This window comes from Variovorax sp. Varisp41, assembly GCF_047325085.1.
Classification (GTDB): Bacteria; Pseudomonadota; Gammaproteobacteria; order Burkholderiales; family Burkholderiaceae_C; genus Variovorax.
Genome location: NZ_CP168540.1, coordinates 6,382,418 through 6,401,015, shown reverse-complemented (window position 1 = coordinate 6,401,015; position 18,598 = coordinate 6,382,418). Strand labels below are relative to the sequence as shown.

Here is an 18,598-nt window from a genome sequence, read left to right as displayed (position 1 = left end):
CCCGGATTGCGCTTCCCAGAACCCTAGAAACCAGGAGACACGATGAAGAAGTTCCTGGCCGGCTGCCTGCTGGCCCTCCCCGCGCTCGCCGTCACGAGCACCGCCTTCGCCCAGGCCGCCGCTCAACCCACCGCATATCCCGCCAAGCCGATCCGCTGGCTCGTGCCCTATGCCGCCGGCGGCGGTTCCGACTTCCTCGCGCGCACCATCGGCCAGACGCTGTCGACGCAGGCCGGCCAGCCGGTCCTGGTGGACAACAAGCCCGGCGGCAACACCGCCATCGCGGCCGCGGAGACCGCGCGCTCGGCGGCCGACGGCTACACCGTGCTGTCGGCCGACAACGGCACCATGGTGTTCAATCCGTCGCTCTACAAGACGCTGTCGTACAGCCCCACCAAGGACCTCGCGCCGGTCACGCTGATGGGCCGCTTCCCGATGATCCTGGTGGTCAATCCGGCCAGCGGCATCGCCGACGCCAAGACCTTCATCGCCCAGGCCAAGGCCAAGCCCGGCAGCTTCTCGTACGCATCGGCCGGCGCGGGCAGCCCGCACCACCTGGCGATGGAACTGCTGAAGACCGAGGCCGGCCTGTTCATGGTGCACGTGCCCTACCGCGGCGCCGCACCGGCCCTCACCGACGTGGCCGGCGGCCAGGTGCAGGCCATGATGGTCGACCTCGCCGCGGGCGCGGGTTTCATCAAGGGCGGCAAGGTCAAGGCCATCGCCGTGGCCAACGCCACGCGGCTGCCGCAGTTGCCCGACGTGCCCACCTTCGCCGAGCTCGGCCACAAGGGCGTGGAAGCCGCCGCGCTGGTCGGCATGGTGGTGCCCGCCGCCACGCCGCCCGAGGTGGTGAACGCGCTCAACAAGCGCGTGGTCGCGGCCATCAACGAACCCACGGTGCGCAAGCGCCTCGAGGACTTCGGCGTCGAACCCGTGGGCAACACGCCCGCGCAGTTCGGCGAACTGCTGCGCAGCGAGACCGTGCGCTGGCAGAAGCTGATCCGCGACCTGAAGATCACCCTGGACTGACGCGCCGCGCGGAAGGAGCCTTCTCGATGTCCACCGTTTCCGAAGCCGCCGCCGCGCGCACCGGGGGTTGCCCCGTGGCGCACGGCGAGCTGTCCGCCGAACGCTCGCCCACCGGTTGCCCGGTGAGCCGGCGCGCCGCCGACTTCGATCCCTTCGAGGACGGCTACCAGCAGGACCCGCCCGAGTACGTGCGCTGGGCGCGCGAGCAGGAGCCGGTGTTCTACAGCCCGAAGCTCGGCTACTGGGTGGTCACGCGCTTCGAGGACATCAAGGCCATCTTCCGCGACAACATCACCTTCAGCCCCTCGATCGCGCTCGAGAAGATCACGCCCACCGGCCCCGAGGCCAACGCGGTGCTCGCGAGCTACGGCTTCGCGCTCAACCGCACGCTGGTCAACGAGGACGAGCCGGCCCACATGCCGCGCCGCCGCGTGCTGATGGACCCGTTCACGCCCGAGGCGCTCAAGCATCACGAGCCGATGGTGCGCCAGCTCGCGCGCGAATACGTCGACCGCTTCATCGACGACGGCCGCGCCGACCTGGTCGACCAGATGCTGTGGGAGGTGCCGCTGACCGTGGCCCTGCACTTCCTCGGCGTGCCCGAGGAGGACATGGACACGCTGCGCCAGTACTCGATCGCCCACACCGTCAACACCTGGGGCCGCCCGAAGCCCGAGGAGCAGGTGGCGGTGGCGCACGCGGTCGGCAACTTCTGGCAGTTCGCGGGCAAGGTGCTCGACAAGATGCGCCTGAACCCCGACGCGCCGGGCTGGATGCCCTACGGCCTGCGCAAGCAGAAGGAGCATCCCGAGGTCGTGACCGACTCCTACCTGCACTCGATGATGATGGCCGGCATCGTGGCCGCGCACGAGACCACCGCCAACGCCACGGCCAATGCGATGAAGCTGCTGCTGCAGCATCCGCAGGCCTGGCGCGACATCTGCGAGGACCCCGGCCTGATCTCGAGCGCGGTGGAGGAATGCCTGCGCCACAACGGCTCGGTCGCGGCCTGGCGCCGTCTCGCGACCAGGGACGTGCAGGTCGGCGGCATCGACATCCCCGCCGGCTCGAAGCTCCTGATCGTCACCTCCTCGGCCAACCACGACGAGGCGCATTTCGCCGATGCCGACCTGTTCGACATCCGGCGCGACAACGCCAGCGACCACCTGACCTTCGGCTACGGCTCGCACCAGTGCATGGGCAAGAACCTCGCGCGCATGGAGATGCAGATCTTCCTCGAGGAGTTCACGCGCCGCCTGCCGCACATGAAGCTGGCCGAGCAGCAGTTCAGCTACGTGCCCAACACTTCGTTCCGCGGCCCCGAGCACCTGTGGGTCGAATGGGACCCGGCCCACAACCCCGAGCGCCGCGATGCCGCGCTGCTGCAGCAGCAGGTGCCCGTGCGCATCGGCGAGCCTTCGAAGCATGCGATCTCGCGCCAGATGGTGGTGCGCAGCGTGACCCCGGTCGCCGAGGGCGTGGTGAAGCTGCGCCTGGCCACGCCCGACGGCCGCCCCGTGCCGCGCTGGACGCCGGGTTCGCACATCGACATCGAATGCGGCTCGCCCGAGCGCTCGCGCCAGTACTCGCTGTGCGGCGACCCGGCCGAGGCCGACGTGCTCGAGATCGCCGTGCTGCGCGAGGAAGAAGGCCGCGGCGGCTCGGCCTGGGTGCATGCCAACGTGCGCCCCGGCGACAAGCTCAAGGTGCGCGGCCCGCGCAACCACTTCCACCTCGACGAGAGCCGCCAGCGGCTGATCCTGATCGCCGGCGGCATCGGCATCACGCCCATCGCCGCGATGGCACGCCGCGCCAAGGCCCTGGGCCTGGCCTACGAGATCCACTACAGCGGCCGCAGCCGCGCGCGCATGGCCTTCGTCGACGAGCTGGCGGCGCTGCATGGCGAGCGCCTGCACGTCTACGCGAAGGAGGAAGGCCGGCGCTGCGACCTCGCCGCCCTGCTCGCCACGCCGCGCGAAGGCACCCAGGTCTATGCCTGCGGCCCCGCGCGCATGCTCGACGCGCTCGAGGCCTGCTGCGCCGCCTGGCCCGAGGACTCGCTGCGCGTGGAGCATTTCGAATCGAAGCTCGGCACGCTCGATCCGTCGAAGGAGCATGCCTTCGAGGTCGAGCTCAAGGACTCGGGCATCGTCGTGCCCGTGCCCGCCGACCGCACCGTGCTCGACGCACTGCGCGCCGCCAACATCGACGTGCAGAGCGACTGCGAGGAAGGCCTGTGCGGCTCGTGCGAGGTGCGCGTGCTGGCCGGCAGGGTCGACCACCGCGACGTGGTGCTGACGCGCTCGGAGCGGGAGGCGAATGGACGGATGATGACTTGCTGCTCGCGGGCTTGTGCGGGGGAGCGGTTGGTGCTGGAGCTTTGAGCGCCGCCAGGCCCGTTCAGGGCCGCAGCGTCTCCCGCACCAGCAACGGATCGCGCGCGATCTCCTCCTCGCGGAACGGAAAGCGCAGCCAGTCCTTGCGCGCATAGCGCAGCACCGGCGCGGCGCCCGCGCCGTTCGTCACCGCGGTCTCGCGCTCGCCGTGCGCGAGCAGCGTACGAGCCTGCACGCCGCGTGCGTCGAAATGGACGATCTGCAGGTAGGTGTTGCCGTGCGAAAGCTCGCCCATCGCGTAGTCGCCGTCGCGCGCGCAGGCCACGGTGAAGTAGCCCTCGGCATCGCAGCCGCCGTAGAGCGGCACGGCGCGGCCCTCGCTGCGCGCGAAGCGTTGCGCGCCCAGCGGGGTGTCGAGCGGCCAGCCCCTGGCCGCCATGTCCTCGACCGCGCCCGCGAGCGCGCGCGCCACGCGCGGGTCCGACGCCCGGATGGCGTCCGGCGTCGTCAGCGGCGATCGCGGCGAGAACGGCGTGGCATAGAGCTCGGCCGGCGCGATCTTCTGCACGCGGGCCCAGAAGAAGTCCCACAGCAGCGCACCGCGGTCCTGCGCATCCGCGCGGTCGGACCAGCGGCGCAGCACCTCGCAGGCCGGCTGGATGTCGACCGAGCGCGCGGCGGCCACGGCCTGGCCCGGGGCGGGATCGCCGGCGCCGAGCGCCACGCTGCCGGCCGGGCAGATGCCGTCGAGCAACGGCGTCTTGAAACGCTCGGCGCTGTAGGCGCGCGCTTCGAGCACCTTGGCGGCCACGCGGTCCGCGAGGGAGCGGGCCGAGCGCGAGCCGGCGCCCGCCAGTTCGCCCGCGATGCCGAGGCCCTCGAGCGCGCGCAGCGACAGCGCCGCTTCGCCACCGCCGAGGTTGCTGGCGAAGCCCGTGAGCGGTTGCGCCGGATTGGCCAGCCAGTGGCTGTTGTTCATGTTGGCGACGAAATCCCGGCGCAGCAGGCCGGGCATGCGCGCGGCGGGTATCGCGCCCTGCTGGACGGCGGCGCCATCGCCTTGCCAATCGCAGGCCGAGCGGCTGCCGTCGAGCACCGGCGTGGCCGCGTCGAAGGCCGCGAAGGCCTGCGACAGCGGCGTGGCGCAGGCGGCTCGCAACGCATCGGGCACGTTCGGCGCGGCGCCGATGTCGGCATACCAGGCACGGTCGTCGCCGCGCCCGATGGCCGCGGTGTTGACCCAGGGCATCGCGGCCTCCTCGCGCTGGATGGCGATGAACTCGTCGAGCGAGCGGGCCTGGTTCCAGCGGAAGAAGTTGCGGAAGATGCGGTGGTTGTCGGCATTGACGTCGCGCAGCGCGACCGCCTTGCGCGCGCTCCAGCCGAGCGCCGGGTGGCGCGCGCCGAGATCGGCCACCGGCCCGAAGCGGGTGCTGTAGAGGGTGCGGCGCTCGATGGCGGTCGAACCGTCGGGCCGCCGTACCTCGACGGCCAGCGGCCGCGCCCGCATCGGCTGCGAGACGCCATCGACCATGTAGCGCGTGGGATCGGCCGGGTCGAGCGTGAGGTCGAACAGGCCGAAGCGCCGCGCGGCCGACACGGTGTGGCTCCAGGCCACGTCGTTGTTGAAGCCGATCATCACCACCGGGATGCCGAGGAAGGACACGCCCGCCACGTCGAGCCGGCCCGGCAGCGTGAGGTGCGACTGGTAGAAGCGGTCGGGCCCGCCCCAGTACCAGTGCGGATTGCCGAACAGTACCCCGCCCCGCCCGCCGGTGGCCTGGCCGCCGAAGGCCAGCACGTTGCTGCCGATGCCGATAGCGTCGCCGACCGGGATGGCCAGGCGCGAGGACAGCGAGAGCCGGTCGGGCGACACGGGCGGCGCATCGGCCGCGGGCCGGGCCTTCACGATCTCGGCGAGGAAGGGGAGGTAGCCGCCCACGAGGGCCGCGGCCACCATCCGCCGGTAGACGTCGTCGGCGCCGATGGGCTGCACCCAGGGCGCATCGGCGCAGGCCGGCCTCGCGGCGCCCCGGGGCCGCGGCTTGTCCAGCGTCGCCAGGTAGCGGTTGTAGCCCTCGGCGTAGCCCGCGATCAGCGCATCGAGCGCCGCGGGCTGCTCGCGCTTGAGCGCCTCGATGGCCGGCGCATCGGCGAAGGCCTTGAAGAAGAAATCGAGGTCGAGGTTGGCGGGCGTGCCGAAGGTCGATCTCGTCGCGGGCTTGCTGTCGGGACCGAAATAGAACGAACGCTGGCCGCGGTAGGTGACGAAGGCATCGGCCAGCGTGCACAGGGCATCCTGTGCCTGTGCATAGCCTTGCCCGATGCCCAGGCCGCGCCAGTCCGATGCGCGCACGTGCGGCATGCCGTCGGCGGTACGGCGGATGTCGATCGCGGAGGCGGACACGCGCTCGCGAACGGGCTCGCCGGGCTCGCGCGCGCCGGCGGGCGGGCCCGCCAGCAGCGCCAGCACGAACGCCATGCCCAGGGCACGCGTGGCGCGCGCCGTCGGTTGCCGGCCCGATGCCGCCGGGGCACCTGCCATCGAAGAAAAGATCACGCGCGACTCCGCCTGGTTGCGGCAACACAGCCCGATCGGTAGCCGAGGGCCGTTGCTCCTCCGGAAGACGGCGGTGGCGCCGCCTTGTTCACTGCAGCCCGGTGCGCGGGACGGTGGCGTCGTCGCCGCACGCGGGCCGCGACAGCGCCGCGCCGGCCAGTGCCCACAGCGTGAGGGCATCGTCGAGCGCGCGCACATGCAGCGGGTCCTCGCCGAGCCAGGTCACCAGCCTGTGGGCATGGGCGCGCGAAGGCTCGTCGTGCAGGCGGCTGAAGAGCGTCCAGGCAGTCGCGACGGCAGCTTCGGAACGCGTGAGAGAAGAGTTTTTCATCGTCGACTGCCTTGCGAATGTGCCGAAGCGTTGTCTGCGTCTTCGTACTGACGCACGACCCTGGCCTATGTTCATTCCGGGCCGCTCCGGGAAAGCAGGCGCTCACCCGGGCGCGCGGCGCGAAGGCCTCGGCCGCCCGGCGGCGCCTCGCGCCATCCCCCGCCGAGCGCCCGATAGAGCGCCACGCGCGCCTGCAGGCGCGACTGCAGCAGCTGCACCTGCTGGTCGCGTGCGCCGTAGAGCGTGCGCTGCGCATCGAGCAGCGCGAGCAGCGTCTCGGCACCGGCGCGGTAGCGCGACTCCGAGAGCTCGGCGGCACGGCGGGCCTGCAGCAGTTCCTCGGCCTGGATCTCGGCCTGGGCGTCGAGACCGGCCAGGCCGTTGAGGGCGGTCTCCGTGTCCGCGAAAGCGGCGGCGATGCTGCGGCGGTAGGCCTGCAGCAGTTCTTCGCGGCGCGCCTCGGCCAGCGCCTGCTCGCCGCGCAGCCGTCCGCCATCGAAGACCGGTGCCGCGAGGCCCGCCACGAGGCCGTAGGCCGGGTTGTCGAACGGGTTGCCCGCGCCGCTGCCGCCGCGCCATCCGAGCGTGGCGCTCAGCGACACGCTCGGCAGCAGCGCGGCGCGCGCGGCCTGCACGTTCGCATCGGCCGCCGCCAGGCGTGCCTCCGCGAAGGCGATGTCGGGCCGGCGTGCCAGCAGTTCGGAAGGCAGGCCGGCGTCGATCGCGGGCACGCGCAGGGCCTCGAGGCGCGCGTCGCCGGCCGGCACCCCGCCCTGCGCCGACGACGGCAGACCGAACAGCAGGGCCAGCGCCGTCTGGGCGTCGGCGGCCTGCTGCCCCAGCGCGAGAAGCTCGCGCTGACGCGCCGCCACCAGCCCGCGCTGCTGCGCGAGCTCGAGCGGCGTGGCGGCACCGGCGGCATGGCGCGATGCCACGAGCCGCAGCACGCGCCGTGCGTTGTCGAGGTTGTCGCGCGCGATGGCTTCGCGCTCGCGCAGCGCCGCCCGCTGCAGCCATGCCGAGGCCACCTGGGCATTCAGTCCGAGGCGCGCGGCATCGCGGTCGAATTCGCTGGCGCGCAGCCCCTGCAGCGCCTCGCGCCGCGAGGCTTCGAGGCGGCCCCAGAGGTCGAGTTCGTAGCGTGCCGCGAAGCCCAGGAAGTTCGAGTCGCCGCCTTGGCCGCCGCGGCCGCCAAGGCGCGCGTCGCGGCTGGCGTCGACGGTACCGGCCAGCGTGGGCAGCAAGGCCGCGCCCGCGATGCGCGCCTGCGCGCGGGCCGCCTGCACGCGCGCGGCCGAGATCGCGAGGTCATGGTTGCCGGCCTGCGCCCGTTCGATCAGCTCGTCGAGCTCGGCGCTGCCGAAGCCACGCCACCACTGCGCATCGGCGGCGCCGGCCTGCGCGGCGGCCGGCGCCGCGGAGCGCCACGCGGCGGGCAGGACCACCGCGCGGTCGGCGTCGGCCGGCGGCGTGGCGCATCCCGCCAGCAACAGGGCACCGAGCGCCAGCGGGAGCCACGGCGCGCGAGGGAACGGGGAAGTCAGCGGCATGGCGTCGGAAGGCTGGGGACGAAAAGGGCGCACGGTCGCTGCCTACTGGGATGCGAGGGCCACCACGGGATCGAGGCGGGCCGCGCTGCGCGCCGGCATGAAGCCGAAGACCAGGCCGGTCAGCACGGCGCAGCCGAAGGCGCCGAGCGTGGCGGCGAGCGAGAACACCACGGGCACGCTCGCGAGCATCAGGCCCGCGACGATCAGCAGCCCGGCCACCACGCCGACGGTGCCGCCCACCGAGGTGACCAGCACGGCCTCGGTCATGAACTGGCGCAGGATGTCGGTCTGGCGCGCGCCGGTCGCCATGCGGATGCCGACCTCGCGCGTGCGCTCGCGCACCGTCATCAGCATCACGTTCATCACGCCGATGCCGCCGACCACCAGCGAGATCGCGGCGATCAGGCCGAGCATCACGGTCATGGCGCGCGCGGTGGCCGACTGCACGCGGATCGCCTCGACGCGGTTCCACACGCGCACGTCGCGCACGCGGCGGCGCTCGGCGAGCGCCGTCTCGATCGCCTCGGCGGTCTGCGTGGCCTGCTCGAGGTCGCGCACCTGCACGCCGATCCAGGTCGGGTTGCGGTGGCCGAACAGCCGCGCGGCGGCCGAGGAGAACGGCACGATGACGCGTTCGTCCTGGTCCTCGCCGTCGGTGGAGCCCTTGGCCGCGAGCACGCCCACGACCTGGAACGGCACCTTGTCGATCAGGATGTCCTGCCCGACCGGATCGCTGCCGTCGGCGAACAGCGCACGGCGCACGGTCTGGCCGATCACCGCCACCTTGGCCACGCGCCGCTCGTCGAGCGCGTCGAACATCTGGCCCTCGCTCACGCCCCAGCCGAGCACGCGCGCGAAGCCCGGCGTGGTGCCGCCGCCCTCGGTGGCATGGTCGACGTTGCCGCGGCGCGCGACCACGCGGTCCTCGATGTAGGGCGCGACGTCCTCGACGTTGGGCACGCCGGCCACGATCTCGGCATCCTCGAAGGTCAGCGGCGCCACGGGCGAGCGCACGCTGCCCTCGCGCGCGGCGAGGAACATGGTGCGCACGCCGAAGGTCTCGAACTGCGCCATGACCTGCCGCTGCGAGCCGCCACCGACCGCGAGCATCGCGATCACCGAGGCCACGCCGATCACGATGCCCAGCAGCGTGAGCCCGGTGCGGAAGCGATGGGCCCACATCACGCGCCAGGCGGCGCGCGCTGCCTCGTGCAGGTCGGCGGCGAGCGAGGCCTGCGAGCGCGGGCCCGCGCGCCTCGAGGCGGCGGCATGCGCCGGCGGCGGCGCATCGGTCGCGACGGCGCCGGAATCCGCCACGATCTCGCCGTCGCGGATCTCGATCACGCGCCGTGCCTGCGCCGCGACCTGTCGGTCGTGGGTGATCAGGATGACGGTGTGGCCCGCGTCCGCGAGTTCGCGCAGGAGCTTCATGACCTCGGCGCCGCTGCGGCTGTCGAGGGCCCCCGTGGGTTCGTCGGCCAGCAGGATGCGCCCGCCGTTCATCAGCGCGCGCGCGATCGCCACGCGCTGCTGCTGGCCGCCCGAGAGCTGGTTCGGCCGATGGTCCAGCCGCGCGCCCATGTCCAGCCGCCGCAGCAGCGCGGTGGCGCGTCCGCGGCGCTCGGCCTCGGGCATGCCGGCATAGAGGGCCGGGATCTCGACGTTCTCGCGCGCCGACTCGGTCGGCACCAGGTGATAGCCCTGGAACACGAAGCCGAAGGCCTCGCGGCGTAACCAGGCCAGCGCGTCGGCATCGAAGCCGGCCACGTCCTCGCCCTCGAACAGGTAGCGGCCGCCGCTGGGCCGGTCGAGGCAGCCCAGGATGTGCATCAGCGTGGACTTGCCCGAGCCCGAGGCACCGACGATCGCGACGAACTCGCCGGCATGGATGTCCAGCGAGATGCCGCGCAGCACCTGCGTGGCGGGACTGTCGGGGTCGCCCTCGCGGCCGTAGGACTTGCGGATGTCCCGCAGCGAGATCAGCGCCGCCGCGCTCACGGCTTGGGCGCCCCCTGCGCCAGCGCGCCGACCACGACGCGGTCGCCGGGCACCAGGCCCTCGAGCACCTGCGCGCTCACGCGGTTGCGCACGCCGATGCGGATCGCCCGGGTCTCGATCGAGCCGTCGGCGCGCAGCAGCCGCACCGAGGGCCGGTCCGCGGCGCCCGCCCCTGCCGGCAGCAGCGCCGCCGCGGGCACCGCGACGACGTCCTTCGCCGAAGCCTCGACGAAGGCGACCTGCGCGGTCATCTGCGGCATCAGTTCGCCATCGGCGTTGTCGACGTCGAACAGCGCGGTGTAGACCACCACCTTGCTCGGCGCGCCGGTCGGCGTGGCGCCGCTCTCCGTGCTGCCGGTCTTCGAGGCGGGCGTGGGCGGCGCGGGCAGCAGCTGGCGCACGGTGCCGCTCCAGCGGCGCTGGTCGGCGGCGCCGAGCGTCGTGAAGTAGACCGCCATGCCGGGCTTGACGCGCCGCACGTCGGCCTCCGAGACCTCGGACCAGACGGTCATCGAGGACAGGTCGGCGATGCGCAGCACGTTCGGCGTCTGGTAGGTGGCATTGAGGGTCTGGCCTTCGCGCGCGTCGACCGAGACCACGGTGCCGGCCATGGGCGCGAAGATGCGCGTGTAGCCCAGGCGCGCCTCGTCGGCCTGCAGCGTGGCCTGGGTCTGGGCGATCTGCGCGGCGAGGTTGTCGATGCGCGCCGCGGCCGAGGCCAGCGTCGCCTCGGCCGATTGCACGTCCTCCTCGCGGGTCGCGTTGTCGGCGGCCATCCTGCGCTGCCGCGCATGCTGCTGCCCGGCCCAGCGGTGCTGGGCGCGCTGGTCGGCGAGTTGCGCGCGCAGGCCCGCGAGCGAGGCGCGCCCGGCATCGACCGTCGCGCGCTGCACGCTCGGATCGATCTCCACCAGCAGCTGCCCCTTCTGCACCCGGTCGCCGGGCTGCACCGCCAGCCGCAGGATCTGTCCCGAGACCTGGGCGCCGACATCGACGTAGCGCCGCGGCTGCAGCGTGCCGACGGCGGTCACGCTCGATTCGATGTCCGCGCGCGCGATCGCGACCGAGGCCGCTGGCGCCGCGGGCCGGCTCGTCCAGAGATAGCCGGCCCCGACGGTGGCCGAGACAAACACGAGGAACAGGGGAAGGACGAATCTGCGCATGGAAGAGGAACGGGGCATTCGGCGGAAGCGGGCGATGGAGGACGCCGCTCGCGCCCGGCGCGCGGGACACCGGGGGAAAAAGGCGGCGCACATGGCGGGACGCGGACCGGCGCCGGCCGCGCATGACCGCACGGGACGACGGTCCGTGCCGCCGCGCCGGCGGCGACGCGGGCCCGGTGCCTAGAGCTGCGCCACCCGGACGTCCTCGCGCGCCGCGCTGCGCATGCGCGGCAGTGCGGCGAGCAGCGCGTTGCCGATCTCGCCGGTGCGCACGGAGGTCACCGACAGCAGCGTGTCGCTGATGCCATGGCTGTCCTCGCAGGCGCCCTGCAGGAAGATGCCCGGCTGGAAATCGGGCGTGGCCTCGAGGCGGTAGTGGCGGTCGACCGAGAAGTCGCCGAGGTACGGCGCCAGCGGCTGCAGCAGGCCCTTGTGCTGCTCGCGTTCGTAGCCGGTGGCGAGCACCACGGCGTCGTAGCGCACCGTGCTTTCCACGCCCGCGTCCTGGTCGCGCAGCTGCAGGTGGATGCCGTCGGCCGAGGCGCGCACAGCGCGCACCTCGTGCTGGCGCAGCATGCGCAGGCGCTCGCCGCGCGCCACCTTCTGGTCGTAGAAGACCTTGTAGATCTGCTGGATCAGGTCGAGGTCGGCCACCGCGTAGTTGGTCTGCGCGACCTCCTCGAGCAGCGCGGCGCGCTCCTCGCTCGGGCGGCTGTAGACATAGTCGGTGAAGTCGACGTTGAAGACCTCGTTGACGAACGGACTGTCGTCCGACGGCCGGATCGAGCGGGCCCGCATCACGAAGTCGACCTGCGGCGCGCCCGGGCGGCCCTGCAGGTCCATGAAGATCTCGGCCGCGCTCTGGCCCGCGCCGACGATCGCGATGCGCCGGCCCGCGCCGCCATCGAGCACCTTGGCGATGTCGCGCAGGTAGCCGCTCGAATGCAGCACGCGCCCGTCGCCGCGCAGCGGCCGGAAGCACTCGGGAATGCGCGGCGTGCCGCCGATGCTCACCACCAGGTTGCGCGCGAGCCGCTCCTGCACGCCGCCGCCCTCGCGCCGCGAGCGCACGCGCAGCAGCGGCACTTCGGCGCCCTGCTTCTCGGGCAGCACCTCGAACACCTCCTCGCCGTAGGCGCAGGCATCGTCGAACTGGCGCGCGGCCCAGCCCAGGTAGTCGTTGAACTCGTGGCGGCTCGGGAAGAAGCTCTTGAGGTTGATGAAGTCGGGCAGGCGCCCGCTCTCGTGCAGGTAGTTGATGAAGGTGAAGCGGCTGGTGGGATTGCGCAGCGTCGCGAGGTCCTTGAGGAACGAGATCTGCATGTGGGCCTGCTCCAGCAGCATGTGCGGATGCCAGGCGAAGCTGGGCTGCCGCTCGATGAACAGCGCGTCCGCCGGCCGGCCGCCATGGCGCTTCTCCTCGAGCGCGATCGCCAGCGCGATGTTCGACGGGCCGAATCCGACGCCGATCAGGTCATGGATGTGCTGCATGAATCTCAACTCCTGTCTGTTGGGTGTGGGCGTGCGCGGGCCGCGCCTCAGGCCGCGAGGCTGCCGGGCGCGCGCGCGCGGTCCTCGGCGATGCGTCCCGCGCGCATCGTGATGACGCGGTCGGCGACGTGGAAGTAGCGGTCGTCGTGCGAGATGACCACCAGCATGTGGCCCTTGGCGCGCAGCTCGGGCAGCAGCTCGGTGTAGAAGAGATGACGGAAGGCCGGGTCCTGGTCGGCCGCCCACTCGTCGAACACCAGCACCGGCCGGCCCTCGAGGTAGGCATGCACCAGCGCGAGCCGCTTGCGCTGGCCGGTCGAGAGGTCGACGGTGCTGAAGGCGCCGTCCTTCACGCTCACCTTGTGCGCGATCTCCAGCCGCTGCAGGTAGGGCAGCGCCGCCTGCGGCAGCGCGTGCGCGGCGGCCTCGCCCTTCTCGCGCGACACCAGGTCCTCGAACAGGTAGAAATCGGAGAACACGGTGGTGAAGAGCTGGCGGTAGTCGTCGCGCGACTGCGGCGTGACGGCGGCGCCGTCGAGCAGCACCTCGCCCTGCTGCGGCGCGTACAGGCCCAGCAGCAGCTTGATCAGCGTGGTCTTGCCCGAGCCGTTGTCGCCCACCACGAAGACCATCTCGCCGCGGCGCAGCTCGAGGTCGATCGGGCCGAGCACGAACGGCGCCTCGCCCTCGGGCGCGTCGAAGGCATAGCGCACGCCGCGCATGCCGATGCCCTGCGCCATCGCGGCGCCGCCGCCGGCGCGCTCCAGGTGCAGATGCGGCTCGGGCGTGGCGAAGCGCGCGGACAGGTCGGCGATGCGCTTGAAAGCGACCTTGGCGCGCCCGACGTTCGGCAGCGTGCCCGCGATGATGTCGATCGGCCCCTTGATGAACAGCAGCACCAGCACGAAGCCGCTGAGCACCGCGGGCTCGGTGCTGCGGAACGCGGCCCAGCCGAGGATCAGCGCGATCAGCAGGAAGAACAGCGCCGAGCCGAAGGCGGTGGCCATGACGTGGATGTTGATCGCGCGGCCGTTGACGCGGCGGATGTCGTCGACGATGCGCTCGATCTGGCCGCCGAAGATGCCGACGCGGCGCTCGCGGTGCATGCGCAGTTCCTTGGCGCCCTCGCTGATCTGGCGATAGGCCTTGTGCAACTGGTCCTCGTGCTCGCGCGCCTTCCAGAAGCCGGCCTCGGCGCGGGTCTGGGCCACGATCTGCGCCGTCGCGCCGAGCACCAGCGCCACCATCAGCAGGCAGAACAGCGGCAGCGACAGCACCGCCAGGTAGGTCAGGCAGCCGAGCGCGACCGCCAGCGCGATCAGCGTGGACGAGAGCACGAAGGCCGCGTCGCTGATCATGTCGACGTCCTGCGACAGCACCGGCATCAGGCGATGGGTGCGGTAGCGCTCGAGCGCGTCGATCGGCGCGGCGAGGATCTTCTGCGCCAGGCTCTTGCGCACCTGCGCCACCAGCCGCTGGCCGACGAAGTTGGTCGACACGTCGGAGGCCATGCGCCCGAACAGCGCGACCAGGCACAGGCCGATGAAGGTGAACAGCAGGCCCCCGGCCATGCCGCCCTGCTGGTTGAGCACCTCGTTGATGGTGCGCAGCAGGAACACGGTGGCCACGCCGGCGCACACGCCGGTGATCGCGGACAGCGCGATCCAGGGCAGGAAGGGTCGCAGCAGGCGCAGGGCCTCGGAGCGGTGGCCGCCAGGGGATGTCATTCGAAGACTCTTTCCGCCACGAGGGGCGATTGCACGGCCCCGCAGGGCACGGATTGCCGGCGGCACGACGCCGCTTGCGGGGTAGACGCGCCAGCGGCGCCGATGTTCATCGCGCAGCCGGCGATGAACATGCGGCGTGGCCGAACGTCCTTGCGTGATGTACCGCCCCATCCGTTGCCCGTGTCGCGGGCGAGCCCACCCATGCTCGCGCTGCTGAAGCCGTTCTTCCAGGGCCAGTTCGCGCCGATGGGCGAACGCCTCCAGTGCGCGGACGCGATCCCGCCCGGTGCACTGCGGGTCGACAGCCTGCTGCACGGCGACGTGCTGCGCGCCCTGATGCAGCGCCAGGCCGCGGTGCGGCAGGTGGCCGGCCCCGACCTGCGCGCGGTCGCCTCGGCCTGGGTGCTGGACTACCTGGGCGCGCTGCTGCCGCCGGTGGTGGCCGCGGCCACGGTGGTGCAGCACGTGTTCCCGATGGATGCCGCCGAGGTCTGGGTGCGGCTCGACGCCGGCGGCGGTCCGATCGACTTCCACCTGCGCGAGATCGGCATGCCGCTGCCCGGCGCCGATACCGCGCAACGCTACGAGGCCCTGCTGTGGCGGCACCTGCATCCGCTGTTCGAGGCGCTCTGCGCGCTCACGAAGGTGGCGCCGAAGATCCTCTGGGGCGACGTGGCGCGCGTGCTCGAGCCGATCCTCGCGCAGGCCCATGCGCTGACCGGCGGCATGGCCCGCGTCGCCGAGGACCGCGAGCACCTGCTGTGCGCCACCCGCTGGCCGCGCGCCCCGGAGAGCCTGCAGGGCGCGAACCCCATGCACGGGCGGCAGCGCGTGCTGCCGCGCCCGGCGGGCGATCCCCGCCCACCGCTGCGGCTGCACCGGCAATGCTGCCTCTACCACCTGCTGCCCGGCGAGGAGCACTGCGGGGCCTGCCCGCTCGCGCCGCGGCATCGCGAGGCCGGCGCCGCCGAGGCGTGAACAGATCGCACGCCCCCGCGTCTCTTCACGAAGGTACCGGCGGCGGCCCGCCTGCGAGCGGTCGCCGCCGGCGTTCGTCCATCCCAACCCGCACACATCCATGCCCAAGGCAAAGCTCGTCTACGTTCTTTCGCTGAGAAACGGCGCCGCCGACAAGGCCGGCCAGCACATCGCCTACCAGGGCGGCCAGCGCTACATGAAATCGCCGCTCGAGTACCTGGCCCACGCGCTCGAGCACACGCCGCTGGGCGAGCAGTATTCGCTCGAGGGCATCGTCTACGACGACGACGAGCAGTCGCCGCGCGACCAGGCGGCCCTGCGGGACTACGGCTTCGCCTGGCATCCCGACAAGGCGTGGATCTTCCCGGCCGAACAGCGCGTGCAGGGACGACTGCTGCGCGAGATGCTGCACGCGGTGCCGTCGACCTACAGGCGGCTGCCGCTCGATGCCGCCGAGCGGCCGGCCGCGAAGAGCGCCTACGAGCGCACGCTGCTCGACAAGCTGCTCACGCTGCAGGCCGACATCGTCGTGCTCGACGGCCTGCTGATCATCCTCGACGAGCTGGTGCGGCCCGGCGCGCATTTCCATCGGCGCATGGTCAACATCCATCCGGGCATCACGCGCATCGAGTCGCCCTACGAGCGCCGCGGCGCGCACGCCACGCTCGACGCGCTGCACGGCGCGCAGGGCCTGCGGGTGAGCGACTGGCACACGATGGCGAAAGTGCCCGCGCCACGAGTGACGAAGACCGGTGCGTCGCTGCACTACGTGGACAACGGCATCGACTCGGGCGAAGTGATCTTCGACGTGCTCGGCACCGACATCGGGCCCGGCGATTCGATCCTCGAGCTGCGCTGGAACAACTTCAACCTGAGCCTCTTCCCCGCGCTGCACCAGGGCCTCGAGTTGCTCGCGCCGCACGTCAGGCGCGGCGCATAAATACGAAAGAACTATTTCGCCACCCGGTTGCAGAAAAAGCGCATGCCTCGGGGAACACCTGTTGTAACCATGTCACACAAATAAGAACCATTCTCACTAAAATCCGGCCGGCTCAACAATGAAGAGAACTTTCATGCGCAACCTTCCCCTGCCCCGCCAACGCCTGCTGAATGCCTCGCTCGTGGCGGCCTTCGGAACCGCCACCGCGCTGTGGGGGCTCTGCGCCGCGGCACAGACCGCCGACGCGCCGCCGGCCGGCACGGCCCCCGTCACCGGCCAGAGCGGCCAGACGCTGCCGCCGGTGACCGTCAACTCCGAGACCGAGTCCTCGGCCACCAGCCGCGTGAACGGCTACGTGGCCAAGCGCAGCGCCACCGGCACCAAGACCGACACGCCGATCATCGAGACGCCGCAGTCGATCTCGGTGGTGACGGCCGATCGCATCAGCTCGCTCGGCGTGACGCGCCTGTCCGACGCGCTCGCGTACACCGCGGGCGTGAAGATGCTCGACGGCCTCGACAGCCGCTTCGACTGGCTCACGCTGCGCGGCTTCGACGCCTACTCGCCGGGCTTCTATCTCGACGGCATGCAGGTGCGCAACAACTCCAACTACGCGGTGTGGCGCCTCGAGGGCTACGGCGCCGAGCGCATCGAGGTGCTGCGCGGCCCCTCGTCCGTGCTGTACGGCCAGACCGGTCCCGGCGGCATGATCAACGTGGTGAGCAAGCGCCCGACCGAGGAGCGGCTGCGCGAGATCCAGGTCCAGGTCGGCAACCATTCGCAGAAACAGATCGCGGCCGACTTCTCGGGCCCGATCGACGCCGAGGGCAAGCTCCTCTACCGCCTCACCGCGCTCGGCCTGGACAGCAACACGCAGGTCAACTACGCGGCCGACAAGCGCCAGTACTTCGCGCCCTCGCTCACCTGGCGGCCCTCGAGCGACACCTCGATCACGCTGATGGCGCACTACACGAACTACAAGGTCGGCAACACCTACGGCTTCCTGCCCCCGCAGGCCTCGCTGCTGGCCTCGCCCAACGGCCGCATCGCGACCTCGACCTTCCTCGGCGAACCCGACTTCGACCGCTTCAACCAGAAGCAGTGGGACGTCGGCTACCAGCTCGAATCGCGGCTGAACGACACGATCACCATCCGCCAGAGCGCGCGCTACGGCAAGATCAAGACCGACTACCGCCAGATCTACGGCGGCGGCTTCGCCACCCTCGATCCCGAGAACCCGTTCAGCCCGCTGAACTACCGCGTGGTCAACCGCCAGCTGTTCGCCAGCAGCCCCGAGCAGGGCGACCTCTTCACCATGGACAACCAGATCCAGGCCAAGCTGAAAGCGGGCTCCTGGCAGCACACGCTGCTGGCCGGCCTCGACCACCAGCGCAGCAGCTTCGACACGGTCCAGTACTACGGCGCCGGCCCGCAGCTGGACGTCTTCGCGCCGGTCTACGGCGCGCCCTTCGAGCTGCCCGCCACGCCGAGCACCAACTCGTACGTGCGCCTGGTGCAGACCGGCTTCTACCTGCAGGACCAGATCAAGTGGGGCGATCGCTGGGTCGCCACCCTGGGTGGCCGCTGGGACCGCGCGAGCGTCTTCAGCATCAACCGGCTCGATGACAACAGCACCTCCTACCAGGTCGACCGCAAGTTCACCGGGCGCGCCGGCCTGGTCTATCTCGCACCCAACGGCATCGCGCCGTACGTGAGCTATTCCGAGTCGTTCTCGCCCTCGACCTTCATCAACCCCGACACCAAGAAGCCGTTCCAGCCCGAGACCGGCAAGCAGTACGAGGTCGGCGTGCGCTACCAGCCCACGGGCACCAAGAGCAGCTACAGCGCCGCCCTGTTCGACCTGCGGCGCAAGAACATCGTGACCTTCGACTCCGACTTCGTGCCGCGCCAGACCGGCGAGGTGCGCGTGCGCGGCCTCGAGCTCGAGGCCACCTTCGAGCCGGTGAAGAACCTCAACCTGGTCGCTGCCTACACCTACACGCCCTCGGCCAAGATCACGGCGGACGCGAACCCCGAGAAGATCGGCAGGCAGCTCATCGCCACGCCGCGCAACCAGATCGCGATCTGGGGCGACTACCGCTTCGGCAACGGCGTGAAGACCGGCCTGGGCGTGCGCTTCGTCGGCTCGACCTGGGGCGCCAACAGTTCCTCGATCGCGAAGATCCCCTCCTACACCGTGGTCGATGCGATGGTGGGCTACGACTTCGAGAACTGGAGCCTCGCGCTCAACGTGCGCAACCTGACCGACAAGATCTACGTGGGCCGCAGCTGCGACCAGTACAGCTGCGGCTACGGCGAGCGCCGCAAGGTGGTGGGCACCGCGACCTATCGCTGGTAGGCACCCGCGCCGCGAGGCGCACTCCACGCAAGAAGAGCGGGGCCATCGGCAACGAAGGTCCCGCTCTTCCTTTTGGGGAAGGTCGCCGCTCGCTGCAACCTGGTCGGGCGGGGACGCGGCCGGCGGACGCGCC

The 18,598-nt window shown here is 71.6% G+C and carries 12 protein-coding genes; 5 read left to right on the top strand and 7 right to left on the bottom strand.

The genetic code is table 11. The annotated features are described in order from the left end of the window. Positions 1–42: 42 nt before the first annotated feature. Together ACEN9J_RS29610 and ACEN9J_RS29605 are read left to right on the top strand one after the other, a co-directional pair. The gene (locus ACEN9J_RS29610; RefSeq protein ID WP_413762781.1) at positions 43–1,032 is read left to right on the top strand and encodes a Bug family tripartite tricarboxylate transporter substrate binding protein; all 990 of its coding nucleotides are present in this window, start codon (positions 43–45) and stop codon (positions 1,030–1,032) included. 26 nt (positions 1,033–1,058) lie between these two features. Continuing rightward, positions 1,059–3,416, top strand: coding sequence for a cytochrome P450/oxidoreductase (locus tag ACEN9J_RS29605; protein ID WP_413762780.1), 2,358 nt, complete (start codon positions 1,059–1,061; stop codon positions 3,414–3,416). Positions 3,417–3,432: 16 nt separating this feature from the next. Here the strand turns inward: ACEN9J_RS29605 and ACEN9J_RS29600 are convergent, their stop codons facing one another. From ACEN9J_RS29600 to ACEN9J_RS29570, 7 genes are all read right to left on the bottom strand, one after another. After that, positions 3,433–5,928, bottom strand: a complete 2,496-nt coding sequence (locus tag ACEN9J_RS29600; RefSeq protein ID WP_413762779.1) for a penicillin acylase family protein — start codon at positions 5,926–5,928, stop codon at positions 3,433–3,435. 88 nt (positions 5,929–6,016) lie between these two features. Then, a complete protein-coding gene (locus ACEN9J_RS29595; RefSeq protein ID WP_057596710.1) occupies positions 6,017–6,259 on the bottom strand; it encodes a hypothetical protein in 243 nt (80 codons plus the stop codon). 71 nt (positions 6,260–6,330) lie between these two features. After that, positions 6,331–7,809: an efflux transporter outer membrane subunit gene (locus ACEN9J_RS29590; RefSeq protein ID WP_413762778.1), complete on the bottom strand. Its 1,479-nt coding sequence runs from the start codon at positions 7,807–7,809 to the stop codon at positions 6,331–6,333. Positions 7,810–7,851: 42 nt separating this feature from the next. Next, positions 7,852–9,807 carry a MacB family efflux pump subunit gene (locus ACEN9J_RS29585; RefSeq protein WP_413762777.1) on the bottom strand — a complete coding sequence of 652 codons (1,956 nt, stop codon included), beginning with the start codon at positions 9,805–9,807 and terminating at the stop codon, positions 7,852–7,854. Beyond that, positions 9,804–10,970 (bottom strand): efflux RND transporter periplasmic adaptor subunit, encoded by a 1,167-nt coding sequence (locus ACEN9J_RS29580; RefSeq protein ID WP_296733886.1) that lies wholly within the window; start codon positions 10,968–10,970, stop codon positions 9,804–9,806. The genes ACEN9J_RS29585 and ACEN9J_RS29580 overlap by 4 nt, the downstream gene beginning before the upstream one ends. A 180-nt stretch (positions 10,971–11,150) precedes the next feature. Further along, positions 11,151–12,461, bottom strand: a complete 1,311-nt coding sequence (locus ACEN9J_RS29575) for a lysine N(6)-hydroxylase/L-ornithine N(5)-oxygenase family protein (protein ID WP_413762776.1) — start codon at positions 12,459–12,461, stop codon at positions 11,151–11,153. 47 nt (positions 12,462–12,508) lie between these two features. Further along, positions 12,509–14,188: a cyclic peptide export ABC transporter gene (locus ACEN9J_RS29570; RefSeq protein WP_413762775.1), complete on the bottom strand. Its 1,680-nt coding sequence runs from the start codon at positions 14,186–14,188 to the stop codon at positions 12,509–12,511. Positions 14,189–14,389: 201 nt separating this feature from the next. On the opposite strand from ACEN9J_RS29570, the gene fhuF reads away from it, so the two are divergent. From fhuF to ACEN9J_RS29555, 3 genes are all read left to right on the top strand, one after another. Beyond that, a complete protein-coding gene (gene fhuF / locus ACEN9J_RS29565; protein ID WP_261214323.1) occupies positions 14,390–15,166 on the top strand; it encodes a siderophore-iron reductase FhuF in 777 nt (258 codons plus the stop codon). 100 nt (positions 15,167–15,266) lie between these two features. Continuing rightward, positions 15,267–16,106: a formyltransferase family protein gene (locus ACEN9J_RS29560; RefSeq protein ID WP_261214322.1), complete on the top strand. Its 840-nt coding sequence runs from the start codon at positions 15,267–15,269 to the stop codon at positions 16,104–16,106. Between the two features lie 133 nt (positions 16,107–16,239). Then, on the top strand, positions 16,240–18,465 hold the full coding sequence (locus ACEN9J_RS29555) for a TonB-dependent siderophore receptor (protein WP_261214320.1): 2,226 nt from the start codon (positions 16,240–16,242) through the stop codon (positions 18,463–18,465). Positions 18,466–18,598 lie beyond the last annotated feature (133 nt).